The organism is Streptomyces sp. NPDC005202 (assembly GCF_040608235.1).
GTDB lineage: Bacteria > Actinomycetota > Actinomycetes > Streptomycetales > Streptomycetaceae > Streptomyces.
On the sequence record NZ_JBEXHW010000041.1, the window covers coordinates 1 to 20,939 of the forward strand.

Genomic DNA, 20,939 nt, shown 5'->3' on the forward strand with positions numbered 1-20,939 from the left:
CGCCTGCGTGCCACCGTGCGCAGCTGAGGGCAGTCCTGCTTGCAGTGACAGGCCGCCTCCACCCGCGAACAGCGAACGTTGATCAAGTTCGAGTGCCGTTCCGCACACGCTTGGATGACCGGCTCATGGTTCGCTCATCGCGTGTCGCTGGTCGAACTCGTTGGCGAGCATGCCCATCATGACGAGTTCGTGGTGCCGGCCGGCGAAGTAAACGTGTTCCCGCAAGCGCCCCTCCTCGGTGAAGCCGAGCCGACGGGTAAGTGCCAGCGATGCCTCGTTGTGGGCGAAGATCGCTCCTAGGCATTTGTGATAGCGCCGCTCGGCAAACATGAAGCGCATCAGCAGCACTACGGCTTCTGCCGCGTAGCCCTTGCGCCGGTGGTCAGTGCCGATCGTGACATCAAACTCGAACCAGCCTGAACGAGGGCCGGTGCGATGTGAGCCGACGGTGCCAACCAGCTCTCCCCTGGCCGTCGTTTCGACTGCCAAGCGGAAGCGGTCGTCATCGCACTTGGCAACGGCTTGCTCCTTCGCCCAGGCACGGTAGCTCTCGGCGGACCGCCGTAGATCCAGCCGGCTCCCTCGCCGCCCGTCACCGTCGGCGAAGCGCATGAACGCTGTCCAGTCGTCGGGCTCGATAGCGCGTAGGCGTACCCGTTCACCAGTCCAGGACGATGCCATGCCGTATTTGATCACGCTGCAGTGCGCGCGAGGCCGAGAGACACGCCGAGGCAGGTGTTGCCCGCGGTGCTCTGACTCACCGCTGATCGGCGTCCTCGTCCGGAGCAGCGGGGTCGCGCAGCGGGCGCAAGTCCCCGTCAGCCGGGACGGTGGCGCGGAAGCCGTAGCGGCCCAGGCAGTTGAGGTTCGCGTGCTTGAGGGGAGACAGGCGGGCGACGTCCTCGTACTGGACCTCGTGCTGGCGCTGGTCGGCGGGCAGCGCCCGCGAAGCGGTGACAGCGGCATCCAGATAGCGGGTCGTCCACAGCACCGCGGCGTTCAGGACCAGGCCGAGCGCACCGAGCTGGTCCTCCTGCCCCTCGCGGTACGCCTGCATGATCTGCCCGCGCTTGCCGTGGCAGACCTCCCGGGCGAGCTTGTGACGGAAGGCTCCCCGCCGAAACGAACAGCACTTGACCTGCCGCGATACCGATTGCTGCCGCTGTACCGGGCAAACACCGGCAAAGAAATGCCATATCCAGCGACAAAATAGCCATCACCGGGCAATTACGGCCAGGTACCGAGTGGATGCGTTCGCCGTAGCCGTCTACGGCCACCTCAGGCGTGAACCAACAAGCAGCACAACTACGTCGTCGGCTCTGGTGGCCAGCGACCGACGGACCCATACTCTGACCAGCCTTTTCACGGAAGTTCTTCCGTCTGACAGAAGCCGCCTTGCCGAGCTGCCGCAAACGTCACGACCCTGGGTCCAACCACGGCACGCGGGGCGACGACGCCCCGCCGACAGGGACGGGAACGCCATGCCTCACATGACCGCCTTCGCCAGGAACCAGTGGTACAGCTAGGGCGTGTATCGAGGATCTTGGGTATGAGATGATCTTGGTTCGTGGCACGTGGAGACCTGACGGACGAGCAATGGGCCGCGCTGGAGCCGCTGTTGCCGAAGGGCAAGAAGCCCGGCCGGCCGCCGATATGGACCCGGCGGCAGCTGATCGACGGCATACGGTTCCGGGTCCGCACCGGCGTCCCGTGGCGGGACGTGCCCGCCGAGTACGGGCCGTGGGGCCGGGTGTACGACCTGTTCCGCCGCTGGCAGCGGGACGGCACCTGGCACCGGATCTTCACCGCCCTCCAGGCCCGGGCGGATGCGAAGGACCTGATCACCTGGGACATCAACGTCGACTCCACGATCGTGCGGGCCCACCAGCACGCCGCCGGGGCGCGAAAAGGGGGGACCTGCAGAGGGAGCCGCCTGGCGGCGTCGCCGTCGAGCCGGACGACCACGGCCTCGGACGCTCGCGCGGCGGGCTGACCACCAAGCTGCACCTGGGTATCGAGCAGGGGCAGAAGCCCATGTCCATCGTGATCACTGCCGGTCAGCGTGGGGACTCCCCGCAGTTCGAGGTCGTCCTGGGTCGTATCAGGGTGCCCCGCCTGGGGCCGGGCAGGCCGCGTACCCGGCCGAGGCGTGTGCGCGGGGACAAGGCATACGCGTCCCGCAAGAACCGCGCCTACCTGCGCCGACGTGGCATCCGCTGCACCATCCCGGACAAGGCTGATCAGGCTCGCAACCGCAAGAAGCTCGGCTCGCGCGGCGGCCGTCCGCCGAAGTTCGACCCCGAGGACTACAAGGCTCGGCACGCAGTCGAATGCGGCATCAATCGCCTCAAAAGGCACCGCGCCGTGGCCACGAGGTACGACAAGCTCGCGGTGCGCTACGAAGCGACCGTCCTTGTCGCGGCCATCAACGAGTGCCTGTGACCAGCACATTCGAAACACGCCCTAGCTAGGTGGACCCGGGGCTGCGGCCTGCGTGTCATCGGCACCGACCACGACACCGCCGCGTTCGCGGTCGGCTCCATCCGCCGCTGGTGGCAGGCGGTCGCTCGGCAGGCAGGACCACCCGCAGGCCACGGGGCTGCTGATCAGCGCCGACGCAGGCCGCTCCAACGGCTACCGCACCCGCGCCTGGAAGGCCGAGCTCGCCGTTCTGGCCGCCGAGGCGGGCCTGAACATCACTGTGTGCCGCCTGCCGCCCGGCACATCGAAGTGGAACAAGATCGACCACCGGCGGTTCTGTCGGGGCACGCCCCCCGCGCAGTGTGTTGAGCGTCGAATCCTTGACCCTCGGTCGGCACTCCACAATGCTGTGTTGCGACACACGAGATGTGTGTCGTAATGAGAAACATCCGAGTCGGATCTCGTACCAGCCGAGGAGTGGCCATGACTCACCAGGTTCGTGCTGTCGTCGCGCGAGGGAAGGGCGCCCCCGTCAGCCTGGAAACGATCATCGTGCCGGACCCGGGCCCGGGTGAGGCGCTGGTGAAGATCGAGGCCTGCGGGGTCTGTCACACCGATCTGCACTATCGCGAGGGCGGCATCAACGACGACTTCCCCTTCCTGCTGGGCCACGAGGCCGCGGGTGTCGTGGAGTCGGTGGGAGAAGGCGTCACCGACCTCGCCCCCGGTGACTTCGTCATCCTCAACTGGCGTGCGGTGTGCGGGCAGTGCCGGGCCTGCCTGCGCGGACGGCCGTGGTACTGCTTCAACACGCACAACGCGAAGCAGAAGATGACCTTGACCGATGGCACCGAGTTGTCGCCGGCGCTGGGTATCGGTGCGTTCGCGGAGAAGACGCTGGTGGCGGCGGGGCAGTGCACGAAGGTTGACCGGGCCGCGTCGGCGGCCGCCGCCGGTCTGCTGGGGTGTGGGGTGATGGCGGGCATCGGCGCGGCCATCAACACCGGCAACGTCGGACGCGGTGACAGCGTAGCGGTCATCGGCTGCGGCGGCGTCGGGGCCGCGGCGGTCGTCGGATCGAACCTGGCGGGCGCGGCGAAGATCATTGCGGTGGATATCGACGACCTCAAGCTGGACACCGCCAAGAAGCTGGGCGCGACCCACACCATCAATTCCAAGGACACCGACCCGGTGGAGGCGATCCGCGACCTGACCGGCGGCTTCGGTGCCGACGTGGTCATCGAGGCCGTGGGCCGCCCGGAGACGTACAAGCAGGCGTTCTACGCCCGCGACCTGGCCGGCACGGTCGTCCTCGTCGGGGTTCCGACCCCGGAGATGAAGCTGGAACTGCCGCTGCTGGACGTCTTCGGCCGGGGCGGCGCGCTGAAGTCCTCCTGGTACGGCGACTGCCTCCCGAGCCGGGACTTCCCGATGCTCATCGACCTCTATCTGCAGGGCCGCCTCGACCTGGACGCCTTCGTCACAGAGACCATCGCGCTGGACGAGGTCGAGAAGGCCTTCGAACGGATGCACCGCGGCGACGTGCTGCGCTCGGTGGTGGTCTTGTGATGGCCGGCGCCCGCATCGAACATCTCGTCACTTCGGGGACGTTCTCGCTGGACGGCGGCACCTGGGACGTCGACAACAACGTGTGGATCGTCGGCGACGACAACGAGGCAGTCGTCATCGACGCCGCACATGACGCCGAGGCGATCGCCGAAGCCCTCGGTGAGCGCACTCTACGGGCCATCGTGTGCACCCACGCCCACAACGACCACATCGACGCCGCGCCCGAACTCGCGGCGCGCACCGGTGCCCCGATCCTGCTCCACGGCGACGACCTGCCGCTGTGGAAGCAGACCCACCCCGACCGGATGCCCGACGGCGACCTGACCGACGGCCAGGTCCTCACGGTGGCCGACGTCGAGCTGACCGTGCTGCACACTCCCGGCCATGCCCCCGGTGCGGTCTGCCTGTACGCGCCGGCCCTGACGGCGCTCTTCAGCGGTGACACGCTCTTCTCGGGCGGCCCGGGGGCGACGGGAAGGTCGTACAGCGACTTCGGCACCATCGTCGACTCGATCCGCGACCGGCTGCTGACTCTGCCGGGCGAGACCGTCGTACACACCGGGCACGGGGAGACGACCACCGTCGCCACCGAGGCCCCGCACCTTCAGGAGTGGATCGACCGCGGCTTCTGACCACCGCCCGTCGAACGGCGCACGCCCGCCTCGTCGGCCTGCATGGCCGACGAGGCGGGCGTGCTCGTATCCGCAACCGCCGCCCGGGGACGCGACGGCTGGGCGCCCCCTTTGAACAGGTCGAAGGCGCTCACTCGGGCGTTGCACCCCTTCCCGACTTGGTTGCTTAATGCGCCTTTAGTTGCGTGATATGCAACCTAGCGTTCGAGTCAACCGCCCCTCCGAATGCCTTGACAAGGGTTCTGGCCGACCTCAGACTGATGTTGCGCTTACCGCAATCCGTTTCGCTATACGCACCGAGGTGTCATGATGATTCCCGCGTGCCGTCTCGCGGATCTGCCGCGAGGCGAGGCCTACCGGCTCGACATCGATCCGCCGGTCTCGGTGTTCCACACCGATGACGGCGAGGTCTTCGCCATCGACGACACCTGCACCCACCAGGACGCCTCGCTTGCCGACGGTTGGCTGGAGGGCTGCGAGGTGGAGTGCCCGCTGCATGCCTCGAAGTTCGACCTGAGGACCGGTGCCGTCGACGCCCCACCGGCCAAGCTCCCCGTCCGGACCCATGAGGTCGTCGTCGAGGACGGCATGATCTACGTCCGGCTGTCCACGGACGCCCCCAACCTGCCTCCCTGCGTCGCATCCAGGCTCGCCGGAGGTCCCGCGTGAGGACCGTGGCCGTGGTGGGTGCCTCGCTGGCCGGGCTGTCGGCGGCGCGCTCACTGCGGAAACAGGGCTACGACGGACGGCTGGTCGTCATCGGAGATGAGCTCCACCGCCCGTACGACAGGCCCCCGCTGTCCAAGGAGTTCCTGGCCGGCACCATCGGGGAAGCGGATCTCGCGCTGGAGACGGAGGACGAGGACCTGCAGGCGGAGTGGCTGCTGGGCACCCGCGCCACCGGACTCGACCCCACGGACCGCGCCATCCGGCTCGCCGACGGCCGGGAGGTCCGCGCCGACGGCATCGTCATCGCGACCGGCGCCGCCGCGCGCGCCCTGCCCGGCTCCGACGGCCTGGCCGGAGTGCACACCCTGCGTACCCTGGACGACGCCCTCACCCTGCGGGACGAACTGGCCCGCGGCGGACGGCTGGTAGTGATCGGCGGCGGATTCATCGGCGCCGAGGTCGCCTCCACCGCGTACGCCCTCGGGCTCGACGTGACGGTTGTCGAGGCGGCCCCGACGCCGCTCGCCGGACCGCTCGGCGAAACCATGGGCGCCATCGTCTCCGCCCTCCACGCCGACCACGGCGTACGGCTGCTGTGCGGCGTGGGCGTCAAGGGGCTGAGCGGGGAGCGCCGGGTCGACGCCGTGCTGCTCGAGGACGGCCGCACCATCCCCGCCGACACCGTCGTCGTCGGTGTGGGCGCACGCCCGTGCGTCGAGTGGCTGGAAGGATCCGGGCTCGTGCTCGACAACGGCGTCAAGTGCGGTGCGGACGGCCGCACCAGCCTGGCCGGCGTGGTGGCGGTCGGCGACTGCGCCAACTGGTACGACCCCCGCGCGGGCGCCCATCGCCGCGTCGAACACTGGACCGGTGCACGGGAGCGCCCCGATGCGGCCGTCGCGACGCTGCTGTCCTGGGGCGCGGTGGAACCAGGCGTGCCCCGGCCGCCGTACTTCTGGTCGGACCAGTACGGCGTGAAGATCCAGTTCGCCGGTCATGCCGCCGACGCCGACACCGTGACGATCGAGGAGGGCGCCGCGGACGACCGCAACGTCCTGGCCGTCTACCGGCGTGCGGGTCATCCGGTCGCCGTGCTCGGGATGAACCAGCCGCGGCTGTTCACCCGCTGGCGCAAGCAACTCGCCCTCACGACGACTTGACACCGCCCCTGAGGCATCCCATGCTGCGGTTGCATATCGCACGCAGCGTTGCTCCATACACAACGCCACCCGAAGTCGCACTTCTGTGGCGCGTGAATGACCGATCCACGACGTTTCCCGAGGAGTGCACCGTGACCTCGACGAGCCTGCCGGACAGCCTGATCGCCACCCTCCCCGGCTCCTCCTACACCGATCCCGCAATCTTCGCCCAGGAGCAGGAGCGCATATTCGAGACCATGTGGTTCTGCGTCGCGCGCTCGTCCGACCTGGCGAAGCCCGGCGCCTTCCGCACCGTCGACGTGGGCCGTGAAAGCATCCTGGTCACCCGCGCCCAGGACAACTCCATACGCGCCTACTTCAACGTCTGCCGGCACCGCGGAGCCAGGATCTGCACGGAGGAGAGCGGCGAGGTCAAGCGGGCCTTCCAGTGCCCGTACCACGCCTGGACCTACGACCTGACGGGCAAACTCGTCGCGGCGCCCAACCTCACCAGGATGCCCGATGTCGGCCGCACCGAGTACGGCCTGGTGAGTGTGGCCACCCGCGAATGGCTCGGCTATGTCTGGGTCTGCCTGGCGGAGAACCCGCCCTCGTTCGAAGAGGATGTCATCGGCGAGGTCGTCGCCCGCCTCGGTGACGTGGAGTCGATCGAGCACTACGACATCGAGAACCTCTCGGTCGGCAAGCGGATCGTCTACGACGTCAAGGCGAACTGGAAGCTCATCATCGAGAACTTCATGGAGTGCTACCACTGCGCCACGATCCACCCCGAACTCACCGAGGTCCTCCCCGAGTTCGCCGACGGCTACGCCGCCCAGTACTACGTCGGTCACGGCGCCGAGTTCGGAGAGGAGATCCAGGGGTTCACCGTCGACGGCTCCGAGGGCCTGGACCGCATTCCGGGCGTCGCCGAGGACCAGGACCGCCGCTACTACGCGATCACAGTCAAGCCGCAGGTCTTCATCAACCTCGTCCCCGACCACGTGATCTTCCACCGCATGTACCCGATGGCCGTTGACCGGACGATCGTCGAGTGCGACTGGCTCTACCTCCCGCACGTCGTCGACAGCGGCAAGGACATCAGCCGGTCCGTCGAGCTCTTCGACCGGGTCAACCGGCAGGACTTCGAGGCGTGCGAGCGCACGCAGCCCGGAATGAGCTCCCGGATGTACGCCAAGGGAGGCGTGCTGGTGCCCAGCGAGCACCACATCGGCGCCTTCCACGACTGGGTGCACGAGCGCCTGGGCACCCGCCAGCAGTAGGAGAGGGCCCCTCAGCCCAGGTAACCCATCCGCTGGCTGATCTCCTCCGCGCCCTTGAGCAGAACCGGAGCAAGCTCGTGCAGGCGCTCCTCGGTGAACCGGTACGAGGGCCCGGAGGCGCTCAGCGCCGCGATGACCTCTCCGTCCCGATTGCGGATCGGAGCGGCCATAGCGTGGAGGCCGAGCTCCAGCTCTTCCAGGGTCCAGGCGTAGCCACGCTCCCGGGCCTCGGCGAGGTTCTTCTCCAGCTTCGTCTTCGCGGTGATGGTGTGCGGGGTGACCTTCTTCATCCCGGCCTCGGCCAGGAGTGCGGCGCGTTCCTTGGCGGGCAGGTGGGCCAGCAGGATCTTGCCGCTCGAGGTGGCGTGCAGCGGGGTCAGCTGGCCGACCCAGTTGTGCGCGGTGACGGCCCCCGGGCCGCGCACCTGGTAGAGGTTGATCGCGTAGTGCTCCTGCATCACGGCGATGTTGACGGTCTCGCCGATCTCCTCCGCCAGGCGCTCGCAGACCGGGCGGCCCTGCTGTGTGATGTCGATGCGTCCCGTGACCGCACCGGCCAGGCGCACGATGCCGAAGCCGAGGCGGTACTTGCCGCGCTCGCCCGCCTGCTCCACCAGACCGCGTGCCTCCAGGGCGCCGAGCAGGCGGAACGCGGTGGATTTGTGCACATCGATCTCGGCTGCCACCTCACTGACGCCCGCTTTGCCGCGCTGGGCCAGGATCTCCAGGACGCTGATGGCGCGGTCGACCGACTGCACTCCGCCGGCCTGTGACGTTGACGTTTCGCTATCAGGGGTGTAGTTGCTCATAGCGGAACTATACGCGCAGTAAACAACGCCGGTGCAAGTAACGGCATCGAAACATAGACCCTGCAAGTTGCGCTTCCCGCAACCTGGTGCGCATGGCGCTACCAGTATTAGCATGCCTCGCGTATCTACGGCGCGAGCGAGACGAGGCACCATGGCTCCCTTGTACTACGACTTCGTCATCGTCGGCGGCGGATCGGCCGGCAGCGCACTGGCGAACAGACTCTCCGCGGATCCGGCAAACCGGGTGCTGGTACTGGAGGCCGGCCGGTCGGACTACCCGTGGGATGTCTTCATCCACATGCCCGCGGCGCTGACCTACCCGATCGGCAGCCGGTTCTACGACTGGAAGTATGAGTCCGAGCCTGAACCCCACATGGGCGGCAGGCGCATCTACCACGCGCGCGGCAAGGTGCTGGGCGGCTCCAGCAGCATCAACGGCATGATCTTCCAGCGCGGCAACCCCATGGACTACGAACGCTGGGCGGCCGGCCCCGGGATGGAGACCTGGGACTACGCGCACTGCCTGCCGTACTTCCGGCGGATGGAGAACTGTCTAGCGGCCGATCCGGACGACGAGTTCCGTGGCCACGACGGCCCCCTCGTCCTCGAACGCGGACCGGCCACCAACCCGCTGTTCACCGCCTTCCTCGAAGCAGTCCAGGAGGCCGGCTACGCCCGCACCGACGACGTCAACGGCTATCGGCAGGAAGGTTTCGCCCCGTTCGACCGCAATGTCCACCGCGGCCGCCGGCTGTCGGCCTCGAAGGCGTACCTCAAGCCCGCCATGAAGCGGCCGAACCTCACCGTCAGGACCCGCGCCTTCGTCACCCGGGTGCTCTTCGAGGGCAAGCGGGCCGTCGGTGTCGAGTACCAGCGCGGGCGAGGCGCAGCCCAGCAGGTCCGCGCCGGGGAGGTCATCCTCTGCGGTGGCGCGATCAACTCCCCGCAGCTGCTGCAGCTCTCCGGCGTCGGCAACGCCGACGAACTGCGCGCCCTCGGCATCGACGTCGTCCACGACCTCCCGGGCGTCGGGGAGAACATGCAGGACCACCTGGAGGTCTACGTCCAGTACGCCTGCAAGCAGCCCGTCTCCATGCAGCCGTACATGGCGAAGTGGCGCGCCCCCTTCATCGGACTCCAGTGGCTCTTCCGCACGGGCCCCGCCGCCACCAACCACTTCGAGGCCGGCGGCTTCGCCCGCAGCAACGAGGACGTGGACTACCCCAACCTCATGTTCCACTTCCTGCCGGTCGCGGTCCGCTACGACGGCTCCTCACCGGCCGGAGGCCACGGGTACCAGGTGCACGTGGGACCCATGTACTCCGACGCCGTCGGCTCGGTGAAGATCAAGAGCAAGGACCCCCGGGAGCACCCCGCGCTGCGCTTCAACTACCTCTCCACCGACCAGGACCGCCGCGAATGGGTCGAGGCCATCCGGGTCGCCCGCAAGATCCTCAACCAGCCAGCGCTCGCCCCCTACAACGACGGCGAGATCTCGCCCGGACCCTCCGTCGAGACCGACGAGGAGATCCTCGCCTGGGTCGCCAAGGAGGGCGAGACCGCCCTTCACCCCTCGTGCACCTGCAAGATGGGCACCGACGACATGGCCGTCGTCGACCCGCTGAGCATGAAGGTGCACGGTCTCGAAGGGCTGCGCGTGGTGGACGCGTCGGTGATGCCGTACGTCACCAACGGCAACATCTACGCACCGGTGATGATGATCGCCGAGAAAGCGGCCGACCTCATCCTCGGCAAGGAGCCGCTGCCGCCCTCCAAGGTCGCGTACTACCGCCACCGCGACGCCCAGCAGCAGGCCCGGTAGACCTTGGCCGCCTTGGACGCCGAACACCTGGACGTTGCACCTGCAGGCGCTGCAGCCTCAGGTGGCGCATTCTCGGACGCTGAACGCTTCCGGGCGCTGCTGGGCAGCGTCCGCTACGAGGTCCTGCCCGCCAAGGCGACCGAGGACAAGGTCCTCGCCCATGTGCCGCGCGACGTGGTGGTCACGGTCACCGCGTCGCCGGTCAAGGGCCTGGAGCCCACCCTCGCGCTCACCGAGCGCCTCGCGGCGCACGGCTACCGTGTGGTCCCGCACGTGCCCGCACGGCTGCTGCGGGACCACGCGCACCTGGTCGAGGTCGTCGCCCGGCTCCGGGCGGCGGGCGTCGACGACGTCTTCGTCCCGGCCGGCGACGCTGATCCGCCGGCCGGGACGTACGAAGGCGCGCTGCCGGTGCTGCGGCACCTCACCGAGCTGGGCAGGCCTTTCGGGCAGGTCGGCATCACCGGCTACCCGGAGAGCCACCCGCTGATCGACGACGACGTCACCATCCAGGCCATGTGGGACAAGCGGGCTCACGCCACCTACATCGTCAGCAACCTGTGCTTCGACTCCCGGGTGCTGGCTGCATGGGTGGCGCGGGTACGGCGGCGCGCCGTCACCCTGCCGGTCCACATCGGCGTCGCGGGTCCGGTCGAACGCACCAAGCTGCTGGCCATGGCGACGAAGATCGGCGTGGGGGAGTCCACCCGCTTCCTGGCCAAGCACGCCTCCTGGTTCGCCCGTCTCGCCGCGCCGGGCGGCTACACGCCCGAGCGGCTGCTGACCCGCAGCGCGGCCGCGCTCACCGCCCCCTCGGCGGCCGTGGCCGGCCTCCACCTGTTCACCTTCAACCAGCTCGCCGGGACCGAACGCTGGCGCCGTGCCATGCTCACCCGCCTCGGCGGGTAAGGGGCTCGCTGCCCGACGATGCGCGCAGATTCCCGGCTTCCCCCGGCAGCGCGGCGCCGCGCGAGGACGCGTGGGGACGCGAGAGGACGGCGCTCCCTTCGTCCCCAGGGCGGACGGGGGCCTCTTTCATGCCTGAGGCGTCTGCGCTATGAAGGTCGGGGGCTTCCGGGCACCTGCCGACACCATGGGGACCCGATGGAACGACGCCAGCTGGAGTACTTCATCGCCGTGGTCGAGCATGGCGGGTTCACGGCTGCGGCCAACGCCCTGCATGTGGCGCAGCCGTCGCTGTCGCACGCGATCCGGACGCTCGAACGTGAACTGGGCGGCAGCCTCTTCCACCGTCTGCCGCACGGCGCGGCCCTGACCTCGGCGGGTACGGCGCTGGTGGGACCGGCGCGCCAGGTCCTGCGCGACCTTTCCACGGCGAGCTCCTCGGTCCGCGAGGTCCTCGGACTCAGCGGCGGCCGACTCGACATCGTCTCGCAGACGACCCTGGCGGTCGATCCGCTCGCCGGCATCCTGGGCCATTTCCACGTTGCGCACCCGAAGGTCGGTGTCCGGGTGGTCGACCCGGAGCGTGGCTCCGAAGTGGTGCACATGGTGGGGACCGGCCAGTGCGAACTCGGCCTGGTGGACGGGTCGGTGAGCACATCGGATCTGCGCTGTGTCGAGTTGCCGGAGCAGGAGATGCACGTCGTGCTGCCTCCGGACCACCCCCACCCGGACGCCGACGCCGTCACCCTGCGTGAGCTGGCCGGGCTGGACCTCATCGTGACACCACCGGGCACGGCCACTCGCGACACGCTCGAGGAGGTGTGCGCCGCACACGACGTCGTGCCGCGGATCGTGGTGCAGACCGCGCACCGCGCGATGATCGTGCCGCTGGTGCTCGCAGGCGTCGGAGCGGCCCTGCTGCCCACGTCCATGGCGGCGGACGCCGCACTCCGCGGGGCCAGGATGCTCTCCACCCACCCACGACTGCTGCGCCGCGGCAGGCTGGTCTGGCGGTCCGGCCCGCTGTCGCCGGCCGCCCAGGCGTTCGTCTCGCTTGCCGTGCCGCCCGCGCAGGGCTGACCCGATCCTGCGGCCCCACCCTTTCGGTCCGGATCCTTTCCGCCTGGCATAGAAACCTTCTACCGCGTTCATTCAGAACGTGTCTCGGGTGATTCGGACCCACTCGTTGACCGGCTCGCGGGCGGATGCCATTTTTTGCTTGCGACCAGGCCCCGGCCGACGGCCAGTCCCTGCCGTTTCCGAAACCGTCAGCCGGCCCGGCCAGGACGCGATTCTGACGGCTCCGGCACCCGGAGCACTCTACTACGCCCATGAATCGGCGAGGAGAAAAGCATGGGTCATTCGCACGGGCATTCACATGGGCACGCGCTTTCCTGTGGAATCGACCACCACAGCGGCAGCTACACCGCCCAGCAGCGGGCGGACCTGGAACTCGTACTGGAATTCAACCGCCGCTTCGCCGCAGCGATCGACGACGGCCGGGACATGACCGAAGTCGAGAAGCTCCTGGACCCGGACCCGCTGCGGTACATGTGGGTCGACGAGGGCGGCGGCCGGCTGCGTGAGTTCCTCAGCGCCGCCGACAAGGCGCTGGCCGCGGCGGAGAAGCTGCCGGGGCACGCCCGGCGCGCGGGCAGTGTGCTGCCCGGCTCCGTCTCGGCGGCACGGCCCTCCGTCGCCGCCTCCGACCGGGGCGAGCTGCTGTACACGTGGATCGAGTGGCGCAAGGACATCGGAGAGTGCGTTGTCGCCGCACTGCAGGGGGCCGACGGCGAGACCGCCGAGCCGGCGACGCTCTCTGGGCAGCCGGGCGACTGCTTCCGGCCGACGGCCGTGTTCGACCGGTCCGGCCGTGCCTGGGTGTGCTATGCCCGCGCGGAGGAGGGCCAGGTGGGCGTGTGGGCCTGCCGCCTCGACGGAGGCGTGTGGAGCGCGCCGGAGTTGGTGAGCACCACCAGCCACCCGTCCTTCAACCAGGAGGTCGTCGCGCACCCGGACGGCTCCGTCGAGGTGTGCTGGCAGGGCCGCGAGAGTGGCCGGTTCGGCATCTACTCGCGGCGGTGGACGGACGGCCGGTGGGGGCCCGCCGAGCTGATCAGCGACGGGTCGTCAGCGAACGTGTGGGATCCGGCACTGGCCGCCGCCGAGGGGCGTACCGTGTATGCCTGGAGCGAGTACCACCAAGGCGCCTACCGGGTGGTCCTGAGGAGCAGGGCCGCCGACGGCACGCTGTCCCCGGTGCGGGTGGTCAGCTCGGGAACGGACTACGCGCTGCACCCCAGCGTCGCCGTGACCGCGGACGGCGGGATCTGGTGCGCGTTCGACGTGATCACCGTGCACGGGCACGGCAGCTCGGGTCCGACCAGGCTGCGCGCCGCGGAGACGCTCGGCGGGGCCGCCGAACCCACCGGCATGCGGGAGCCCGGCGAGTACGTGCCGCCGGAGCTGCTGCCGGACATCGAGGCGTCGTTCCGCGTGGTCCGAGTGGATCCCGACGCGGTCAGGGAGGCCACCGGAGAGCTCGCCCCGTACCTGGACACCACGCCGAGCGCGCTGCCGCGTCTCGCGGCCACCGCCTCCGGCGGGCTGGTGGTCGCCTACCGGTACCACCGGCGGCTGCCCCTGATGACGTACTACTGGGAGGTCGCCACCCAGACCCTGGGTCCGGACGGCTGGTCCGCGCCGACCACGTACACCGGCAGCGACGGGACGCTGGAGGAGCCGGCGGTGGCCGTGGTCGGCGACACCGCCACCGTGGCCTGGCAGACCGACGGCCGACTGCAGCGCGGGCTGGAGTGGACCGAGGGGTTCGGCGGGCGCGAGTGCCCGTTCCTGCTGGAGCACCAGGGCGAGGTGATCTGGCACAGTGTGCACGGCGTCGGCCGGGTCGGGCACGCGGACATCGCCGTGCCGGCGGGTCCTGCGGCGGCCGGCACGGAATATCCCGTGGTGCACAGCGACCGGCGGTACGAAGCGCGGAACTGGGTGACCGCCGAGCGCGACCGCTACCGCACCGCGGTCGGCGACCACGAGTACCAGCTTTACTGGGGCGACCTGCACCGGCACTCACTGGTCAGCCGCTGCACATCCGGGGACGAGCCGTCGCTGGAGGATTTCTACCGGTATTCGTGGGACGTCTGCGAGTACGACTTCTGGGCAGTCACCGACCATTCGGAAAACAGCAGCGATTACCAGTGGTGGAGCATCCAGAAACTCGCCGACTTGTTCCGGATCGATGGCCGGTTCGTTCCGCTCTACGGATTCGAGTGGACCGGGATGAGCGGTCACCAGAACGTCATCTTCGGCGACGTCTCCCGCGGCGCCCCGATCTACTCCTCCTACGCCGAGCCGTCCTCGACACCCGCCCGGCTGTGGGAACTGCTCGACCAGCACCCCGACCACCCGGCGATCACCATTCCGCACCACCCGGGTTCGGCGATGGTGCCCTTCGACTGGAACTACTACGACCCGAAGTACCTGCGGGTGGCCGAGGTGTTCCAGGCGTGCCGGGGCAACTACGAGGACGACGGGTGCTTCCGCCAGTACTCCGACGGCACCCTGCCGGGCACCTTCGTCGCGGACGGCCTGCGCCGCGGCTACCGCTACGGTCTGATCGCCTCCTCCGACCACGGCCACGGCGCCAGTTACGTCGGCGCCTACGCCGAGAACCTGGACCGGGCGGCGGTCTTCGACGCCCTGTACCAGCGACGGGTGTTCGGCGCGTCGACCCGGGGCATCGTGGTCGACTTCCGGATCGGCGACGCCTTCATGGGTTCGGAGATCACCGCGGACGGGCCGATCGAGATCGAGGCCTACGCCCGGGGCTACACCGACCTGGCCCGTATCGACGTGGTCAAGGCCGGGCAGAACGTGCACACCGTCCTCCCGGACCGGCAGCTGCCCGACGGATGGCTGACGGTTCCGCTGCGGCTGGAGTGGGGCCTCGGCCACGCCACCGTCGAATGGGACGGCACCCTGCGCGTCGAGGGCGGGGAGGTTCTGCAGACCCCGTTCTGGTGCCCCGAGATCACGCACGCCGACACCCATGAGGTCGGATGGGTCGCGAGCACGCGGACGTTCGGAGAACCCTACGGTGCGCAGCGTGGCGGGATCGAGCTCACCCTGCTCGGACCGGCCGACGCGCGGGTGACCGTGCGGACCGCGCACGGCCGGCTGGAGACATCGCTCGGCGAGCTGGCCGGCAGCGTGGTGGACATGCCGGTGAGCTGCCCCGGGCGGTTCCGGATCCAGCCCGGCGTCGGAGGCCTGACCAGCATCGGCGGCCGCGAGCACCGGCTGCGGTGGACCGACACCGTCACCGAACCCACCTGGTACTACCTGCGGGTGTTCCAGGTCGACGGCGAGATGGCGTGGTCGTCGCCGATCTGGGTCGACCCGAGCGCCACGACACATTCCCGGCAGGCCTGAACCGGTGAGTCGGCTGCCAACACCCCACCTGCGACGGGAGTCCCCGTGAAGATAGACGTGATCGAAGAAGCACCGATGAGCCGGTTCCACCGCAAGCTGCTCGTGGCGTGCAGCGGCGGGCCGCTGCTCGACGGCTACCTGCTCAGCATCGTGGGCGTCGCGCTCATCGGCATGACCCATGATCTGCATCTGAGCACCTCCACCGCCGCACTGGTCGGCGTCTCCGCGATGATCGGCATGTTCTTCGGCGGGTTGGTGATCGGCTGGCTGACCGACCTCGTCGGCCGCCGGGTGATGTACACGATCGACCTGACCGTCCTGCTCGTGGGATCGGTCGCATCCGCGTTCGCCGCCAATGCCTGGCAGGTCATCGTGCTGCGGTTCCTGATCGGCTTCGCGATCGGCGCGGACTACCCGATCGCGACGTCGCTGCTCACCGAGTGGTGCCCCCGCCGGGAGCGCGGGCGCGCCCTCGGGATCACCATCGTCGCCTGGTACTTCGGCGCCATGGCCGCGTACGCGGTCGGCTACCTCATCACGCTGGCCGCCCCCGCCGGAGCGTGGCGCTGGATGCTCGCCAGCTCGGCCGTCGTCAGCCTGTTCGTGCTCGCTCTGCGGCACGGCACTCCGGAATCCCCCCGGTGGCTGGTGGAGAACGGCCGCGTGGACGAGGCACGTGAACTCATCCGGTCGGTCCTGGGCGCGGACGTCAGTCGCGAGCAGTTGCTGGCGTCCCGCACCACGGTGATCCGGAGCGGCAGCCTCTCCGCGCTGTTCCGGGGGCTGTACCTGCGGCGCGTCCTGTTCGTCTCGGTGTTCTACACCTGCCAGGTGATCCCGATGTGGGCCATGTACATCTTCGGCCCGCAGCTGCTCGGGGCGTTCGGATTCAACGAGAACACCGTGGGCAACCTGGGCTCGGCCCTGGTGAGCCTGCTGTTCATGCTGGGCTGCATCCCGGCGATGCGCATGCTCGACACCGTGGGCCGCCGCCCGATGATCACCTGGTCCTTCGGCCTGATGACGATCCCGCTGCTGGTCCTGGGGCTGTGGAGCAACGCGCCGGTCGAGATCGTGCTCGGATGCTTCTCGCTGTACGCCTTCTTCGCAGGGGCACCGGGCATCCTCGAGTGGCTCTACCCGAACGGTTCCCCACACCCATCCGGGCCACCGCGGTCGGCATGGCCGTCGCACTCAGCAGGATCGGAGCCGCCGGGGGGACCTACCTCGTGCCGGTGTCACTGAACCACTTCGGGGTGTCGGGGACGATGTACGCGGGCGTGGTCATCACCTTGATCGGGCTGGTCGCGTGCATCGCCTGGGCGGAGGAGACCCGGGGGCGGAGCCTGGACGACGTCGACGCCCCCGGCCCCCAGCGGTCCCCCGCGGCCGCACCGGACCGGTCCGACGAGGTGGGCGCGGCCTCGGCCACCACCGGCGACTGACACCCGGTATCGCTGCCGGGACCGGACGGTCGCTGCAACGCAGCGCCCTCCGCGATCCTCCGCAGGCATGCCCCCTGGCGGTGGCTCCCCACCGCCGCCAGGGGGCCTGTCCCCGTGCGTCACTTCCAAGAACTTTCCGGGTGGGAATCCGGACGGGGACCGCTGCCGCCCCAGGTCGCCCACCGAGACGGCGCCGACTGAGGAGCCCCGCGAACCGTCGAGCGAGCCGAGGAGCCGACTGATGCCCGATCCCGCCTGGCGCCGCGAAGGCGAGGAGCCCGACTACCGCTTCTCCCTCGCCAACGAACGCACCTTCCTCGCCTGGATTCGCACCGCCCTCGCGCTGATGGCCGGCGCGGTCGGCTTCGACCAACTCGCACCCGGACTCGCTCCCGCGCCGGTGCGGACCGCCCTCGGCGTGGTGCTCGCTCTCGGCGGAGCCGTCCTCGGCGCCACCGCCTACCGCCGGTGGGCCCGCAACGAGCAGGCGATGCGGAAGAGCGCCCCCCTGCCGCACACCCGCCTGCTCATCGCATTGACCGTCGGCACCGCCGGGATCGCCGCGGCCTTCTGCCTTCTCATCCTGGTGGACTCCTGATGGCCGACGGCCCGGGCCTGCACCCTGGCCCACACCCCGACCTGCAGGCCGACCACCCCGTGCCGCGTCGGAGCCCCCGCTCCGGCCCCCGTCCGCCGCGCGATCCCGGGCTGCAGGCCGAGCGCACCCTCCTGGCGTGGAGCCGGACCGCCCTGGTGCTGGCGGTGGACGCGGTCCTGGTCCTCCGCACCGGTCTGGTCCACGACCGTCCTGAGCTTGCCGTGCCCGGCATGCTGCTCGCCGTCGCCGCCGGTGCCATGAGGCTGCAGGCCTCCGCCCGCCGCCGGTCCATGCTGACCGTCCAAGACGCGCCGTCAGCTCCTTCCGCACGGGCGCTGCTGGTCAGTTCGGCCGGCGTCGTCGGCTGCGCGGTGGTCACCATCTGGTGCCTGCTGGCCCCGTCCCACGGTGGCTGATCCCCGGTCCAGCCTGACCCGAGACACGCCGATGGGCACCTCCCCCCGCACCGCCCGGAGCGAGCGGTGCGGGGGGAGGTGCCCATCGGCGCATGAGCAGTGAGCACCCTCGGCCGGCTCCGGCGCCGAGCCTGACACCCTGCGGGTGCGGCCCGGCCGACCGGATCGACCGGCTGGGGGGTGGACGAACGCCAGGGTCAGCTGAAGACGACCGTGCGGTTGCCGTCCAGCATGATGCGGCTCTCGCTGTGCCACTTCACGGCCTTTGCGAGCACCTGGGACTCCACGTCGCGCCCGACGGTGACCAGGTCGGAGGGGTCGAGGGAGTGGTCCACGCGCACCACGTCCTGCTCGATGATCTGGCCCTCGTCGAGGTCCGGCGTCACATAGTGCGCCGTCGCGCCGACCAGCTTCACCCCGCGCTCGTAGGCCTGCTGGTAGGGCTTCGCGCCCTTGAAGCTCGGCAGGAAGGAGTGGTGGATGTTGATGGCGCGGCCCTCCAGTTCCTTGCACAGGTCGTCGGAGAGGACCTGCATGTAGCGGGCCAGGACCACGAGGTCGACGTCCAGCTCCCGCACCAGCTCCAGCAGGCGCGCCTCGGCCTCGGGCTTGGTGTCCTTGGTCACCGGGATGTGGTGGAAGGGGATGTCGTAGGACTCCGCCAGTGCCTCGAAGTCCCGGTGGTTGGAGACGATGGCCGGGATCTCGATGTTGAGGGCGCCGGTACGGCAGCGGAAGAGCAGATCGTTCAGGCAGTGGCCGAACCTTGACACCATGATGAGCGTCCGGGTCGGGGTCGAGGCGTCCCGGAGGGTCCAGGAGATCCCGTGGGCCTCGGCGACCGGGCCGAATCGGTAACGCAGATGTTCCAGATCGACGTCCGGATCGGAAACGTCGAAGTGGACTCTCATGAAGAAACGGGCCTGCAGTCGATCATCGAACTGCTGGCTCTCGAGGATGTTGCCGGAGTTGCGGACGAGGAAGCCGCTCACGGCATGGACCAGTCCGGCGATGTCCGGACACGACAGAGTGAGGACGTACTCGCGGCCGGGATGCGGTCTAGGGGACATGCAGGGCCTCCCTCGGTGCGTATGGCACAACGCAGTGAGCTATACGCAACATGGTTGGCTCCCGTGCGTCTTGCGGTCAAGAGTGGGAGGGCAACTGCCGCCCATGACGGAATCGGGATCGGCCAACCTCTTGACGTCTGTCCGTTCATCCGGCCAGGGTGTTCCACCACAAGAAATCCAATGCACGATGCGCAACGCATTTCGGTTGAAGGGCTGGGCGCGTGGCAGACCTGTATGTGGACGGTGAATGGCGGGAGCCGGTGGCCGGAGGCCGCCGGGAAATCCGTTGTCCCGCGGACGGCACGCTCGTCGCGACGGTCTCGGAAGGGACACGTGCCGACTCCGAGGTGGCGATCGCCGCGGCCCGCCGCGCCTTCGACGAGGGGCCCTGGCCGCGCACCCCGGAGCGGGAGCGCGGCGCGCTGCTGCTGCGCACCGCCGACCTCATCGAGCGGGACGCCAAGGAGTTCGCCCGCGCCGAGTCGCTGGACACCGGCAAGCGACTGGTCGAGAGCGAGTACGACATCGCCGACGTCGTCTCCTGCTTCCGCTATTACGGCGGGCTCGGAGGCACCGAGGCCGGCCGCGTGATCGACACCGGCCGGGACGACGCCATCAGCCGGGTCGTCTACGAACCGGTCGGCGTGTGCGGACTGATCACCCCCTGGAACTACCCACTGCTCCAGGCGTCCTGGAAGGTCGCCCCCGCCCTCCTGGCGGGCAACACGATCGTCCTCAAGCCCAGCGAGCTCACGCCCTCGACCTCGATCCTGCTGATGAAGGCACTGGAGGAGGCCGGTCTTCCCGCCGGCGCCGCCAATCTCGTCCTGGGCACCGGACCCGAGGTGGGCGCCCCGCTGTCCGAGGACCCGGCCGTCGACATGGTCTCCTTCACCGGCGGCCTGGAGACCGGGAAGCGGATCATGGCCACGGCCGCGGCGACCGTGAAAAAGGTGGCGCTGGAGCTCGGCGGCAAGAACCCGAACGTCGTCTTCGCCGACGCCGACTTCGCCACGGCCGTGGACTTCGCCCTCACCGCCGTCTTCCTGCACTCCGGACAGGTCTGCTCGGCCGGCGCCCGCCTGATCGTCGAGGACTCCCTGCACGACGCCTTCGTCGACGAGGTCGTCCGCCGTGCCCGGCAGATCCGCCTCGGCGGACCCTTCGACCCCGAGGCCGAGACCGGACCGCTGATCTCCGCACAGCACCGCAAGAAGGTCGAGGCGTACGTCGCGGCCGGCCTCGCCGAGGGCGCCGTACTGCGCTGCGGCGGCGCACGCCCCGACGACCCGGCGCTCGCGAAGGGCTTCTACTACCCGCCCACCGTCCTCGACGAGTGCCGGCAGGACATGCGCGTGGTGCACGAGGAGTCCTTCGGACCCGTGCTCACCGTCGAACGCTTCCGCGACGAGGACGACGCCGTCCGTATCGCCAACGACACGGAGTACGGACTCGCCGGAGCCGTCTGGACACAGGACGCCGGCAAGGCCCAGCGGGTCGCCCGGCGGATGCGCCACGGCACGGTGTGGATCAACGACTACCACCCCTATGTGCCGCAAGCGGAATGGGGTGGCTTCGGGCACTCGGGCGTGGGCCGGGAGCTGGGACCGACCGGCCTGGACGAATACCGAGAGCCCAAGCACGTCTGGCAGAACATCCAACCCCGGCCGCAGCACTGGTTCCGCGGCTGAACGCCGAAAAGAGGTCGATC

General features: G+C 69.4%; 18 protein-coding genes and 2 pseudogenes. 16 read left to right on the forward strand and 4 right to left on the reverse strand.

Going from position 1 to position 20,939, the window contains the following annotated elements:
- Positions 1-123: 123 nt before the first annotated feature.
- Together ABZV31_RS33885 and ABZV31_RS33890 are read right to left on the reverse strand one after the other, a co-directional pair.
- Positions 124-696, reverse strand: a complete 573-nt coding sequence (locus ABZV31_RS33885; RefSeq protein ID WP_355900690.1) for a GNAT family protein — start codon at positions 694-696, stop codon at positions 124-126.
- A 61-nt stretch (positions 697-757) separates the two neighbouring features.
- Positions 758-1,105: pseudogene (locus ABZV31_RS33890) on the reverse strand (Tn3 family transposase); the annotation flags it as partial.
- Between the two features lie 462 nt (positions 1,106-1,567).
- Here ABZV31_RS33890 and ABZV31_RS33895 point away from each other — a divergent pair.
- The 7 genes and pseudogenes from ABZV31_RS33895 (at position 1,568) to ABZV31_RS33925 (ending at position 7,713) form a co-directional block, all read left to right on the forward strand.
- Positions 1,568-2,442 (forward strand): IS5 family transposase gene (locus tag ABZV31_RS33895; RefSeq protein WP_355900691.1). Its coding sequence is split into 2 segments (ribosomal slippage): positions 1,568-1,958 and positions 1,958-2,442, totalling 876 coding nucleotides; the frame shifts between segments, so codons are not numbered across the junction.
- 57 nt (positions 2,443-2,499) lie between these two features.
- A pseudogene (locus tag ABZV31_RS33900) lies at positions 2,500-2,758 on the forward strand (ISAzo13 family transposase); the annotation flags it as partial.
- Between the two features lie 146 nt (positions 2,759-2,904).
- Positions 2,905-3,990: an S-(hydroxymethyl)mycothiol dehydrogenase gene (locus ABZV31_RS33905; RefSeq protein ID WP_355900692.1), complete on the forward strand. Its 1,086-nt coding sequence runs from the start codon at positions 2,905-2,907 to the stop codon at positions 3,988-3,990.
- Positions 3,990-4,622 carry an MBL fold metallo-hydrolase gene (locus ABZV31_RS33910; protein WP_355900693.1) on the forward strand — a complete coding sequence of 211 codons (633 nt, stop codon included), beginning with the start codon at positions 3,990-3,992 and terminating at the stop codon, positions 4,620-4,622. The genes ABZV31_RS33905 and ABZV31_RS33910 overlap by 1 nt, the downstream gene beginning before the upstream one ends.
- 306 nt (positions 4,623-4,928) lie before the next feature.
- Entirely contained in the window at positions 4,929-5,291 is a 363-nt protein-coding gene (locus ABZV31_RS33915; protein ID WP_355900694.1) for a bifunctional 3-phenylpropionate/cinnamic acid dioxygenase ferredoxin subunit, read from the forward strand.
- On the forward strand, positions 5,288-6,451 hold the full coding sequence (locus tag ABZV31_RS33920; protein WP_355900695.1) for an FAD-dependent oxidoreductase: 1,164 nt from the start codon (positions 5,288-5,290) through the stop codon (positions 6,449-6,451). Before ABZV31_RS33915 ends, ABZV31_RS33920 begins: the two co-directional genes overlap by 4 nt.
- A 131-nt stretch (positions 6,452-6,582) precedes the next feature.
- Positions 6,583-7,713: an aromatic ring-hydroxylating dioxygenase subunit alpha gene (locus ABZV31_RS33925; RefSeq protein ID WP_355900696.1), complete on the forward strand. Its 1,131-nt coding sequence runs from the start codon at positions 6,583-6,585 to the stop codon at positions 7,711-7,713.
- A gap of 11 nt (positions 7,714-7,724) precedes the next feature.
- On the opposite strand, the gene ABZV31_RS33930 is transcribed toward ABZV31_RS33925, so the two are convergent.
- Positions 7,725-8,522, reverse strand: coding sequence for an IclR family transcriptional regulator (locus tag ABZV31_RS33930; RefSeq protein ID WP_355900697.1), 798 nt, complete (start codon positions 8,520-8,522; stop codon positions 7,725-7,727).
- 151 nt (positions 8,523-8,673) lie between these two features.
- Between ABZV31_RS33930 and betA the strand changes: the two genes are divergently transcribed.
- The 8 genes from betA (at position 8,674) to ABZV31_RS33970 (ending at position 18,158) form a co-directional block, all read left to right on the forward strand.
- Entirely contained in the window at positions 8,674-10,344 is a 1,671-nt protein-coding gene (betA, locus tag ABZV31_RS33935) for a choline dehydrogenase (protein ID WP_355900698.1), read from the forward strand.
- 96 nt (positions 10,345-10,440) lie between these two features.
- Positions 10,441-11,253 carry a 5,10-methylenetetrahydrofolate reductase gene (locus ABZV31_RS33940; RefSeq protein WP_355900724.1) on the forward strand — a complete coding sequence of 271 codons (813 nt, stop codon included), beginning with the start codon at positions 10,441-10,443 and terminating at the stop codon, positions 11,251-11,253.
- A 195-nt stretch (positions 11,254-11,448) separates the two neighbouring features.
- Complete coding sequence (locus tag ABZV31_RS33945; protein WP_355900699.1) at positions 11,449-12,330, forward strand: LysR family transcriptional regulator; 882 nt, start codon at positions 11,449-11,451, stop codon at positions 12,328-12,330.
- A gap of 273 nt (positions 12,331-12,603) precedes the next feature.
- Complete coding sequence (locus tag ABZV31_RS33950) at positions 12,604-15,699, forward strand: DUF3604 domain-containing protein (RefSeq protein WP_355900700.1); 3,096 nt, start codon at positions 12,604-12,606, stop codon at positions 15,697-15,699.
- A 45-nt stretch (positions 15,700-15,744) separates the two neighbouring features.
- The gene (locus tag ABZV31_RS33955) at positions 15,745-16,944 is read left to right on the forward strand and encodes an MFS transporter (RefSeq protein ID WP_355900701.1); all 1,200 of its coding nucleotides are present in this window, start codon (positions 15,745-15,747) and stop codon (positions 16,942-16,944) included.
- Positions 16,935-17,144, forward strand: coding sequence for a hypothetical protein (locus ABZV31_RS33960; RefSeq protein ID WP_355900702.1), 210 nt, complete (start codon positions 16,935-16,937; stop codon positions 17,142-17,144). The genes ABZV31_RS33955 and ABZV31_RS33960 overlap by 10 nt, the downstream gene beginning before the upstream one ends.
- Before the next feature lie 241 nt (positions 17,145-17,385).
- The gene (locus tag ABZV31_RS33965) at positions 17,386-17,742 is read left to right on the forward strand and encodes a DUF202 domain-containing protein (RefSeq protein ID WP_355900703.1); all 357 of its coding nucleotides are present in this window, start codon (positions 17,386-17,388) and stop codon (positions 17,740-17,742) included.
- Entirely contained in the window at positions 17,742-18,158 is a 417-nt protein-coding gene (locus ABZV31_RS33970) for a DUF202 domain-containing protein (RefSeq protein ID WP_355900704.1), read from the forward strand. Before ABZV31_RS33965 ends, ABZV31_RS33970 begins: the two co-directional genes overlap by 1 nt.
- A gap of 197 nt (positions 18,159-18,355) precedes the next feature.
- On the opposite strand, the gene purU is transcribed toward ABZV31_RS33970, so the two are convergent.
- Entirely contained in the window at positions 18,356-19,228 is an 873-nt protein-coding gene (gene purU, locus ABZV31_RS33975; RefSeq protein WP_355900705.1) for a formyltetrahydrofolate deformylase, read from the reverse strand.
- A 221-nt stretch (positions 19,229-19,449) separates the two neighbouring features.
- Here purU and ABZV31_RS33980 point away from each other — a divergent pair, with 221 nt between their 5' ends.
- Positions 19,450-20,919: an aldehyde dehydrogenase family protein gene (locus ABZV31_RS33980; protein WP_355900706.1), complete on the forward strand. Its 1,470-nt coding sequence runs from the start codon at positions 19,450-19,452 to the stop codon at positions 20,917-20,919.
- The last annotated feature ends 20 nt before the right edge of the window (positions 20,920-20,939 follow it).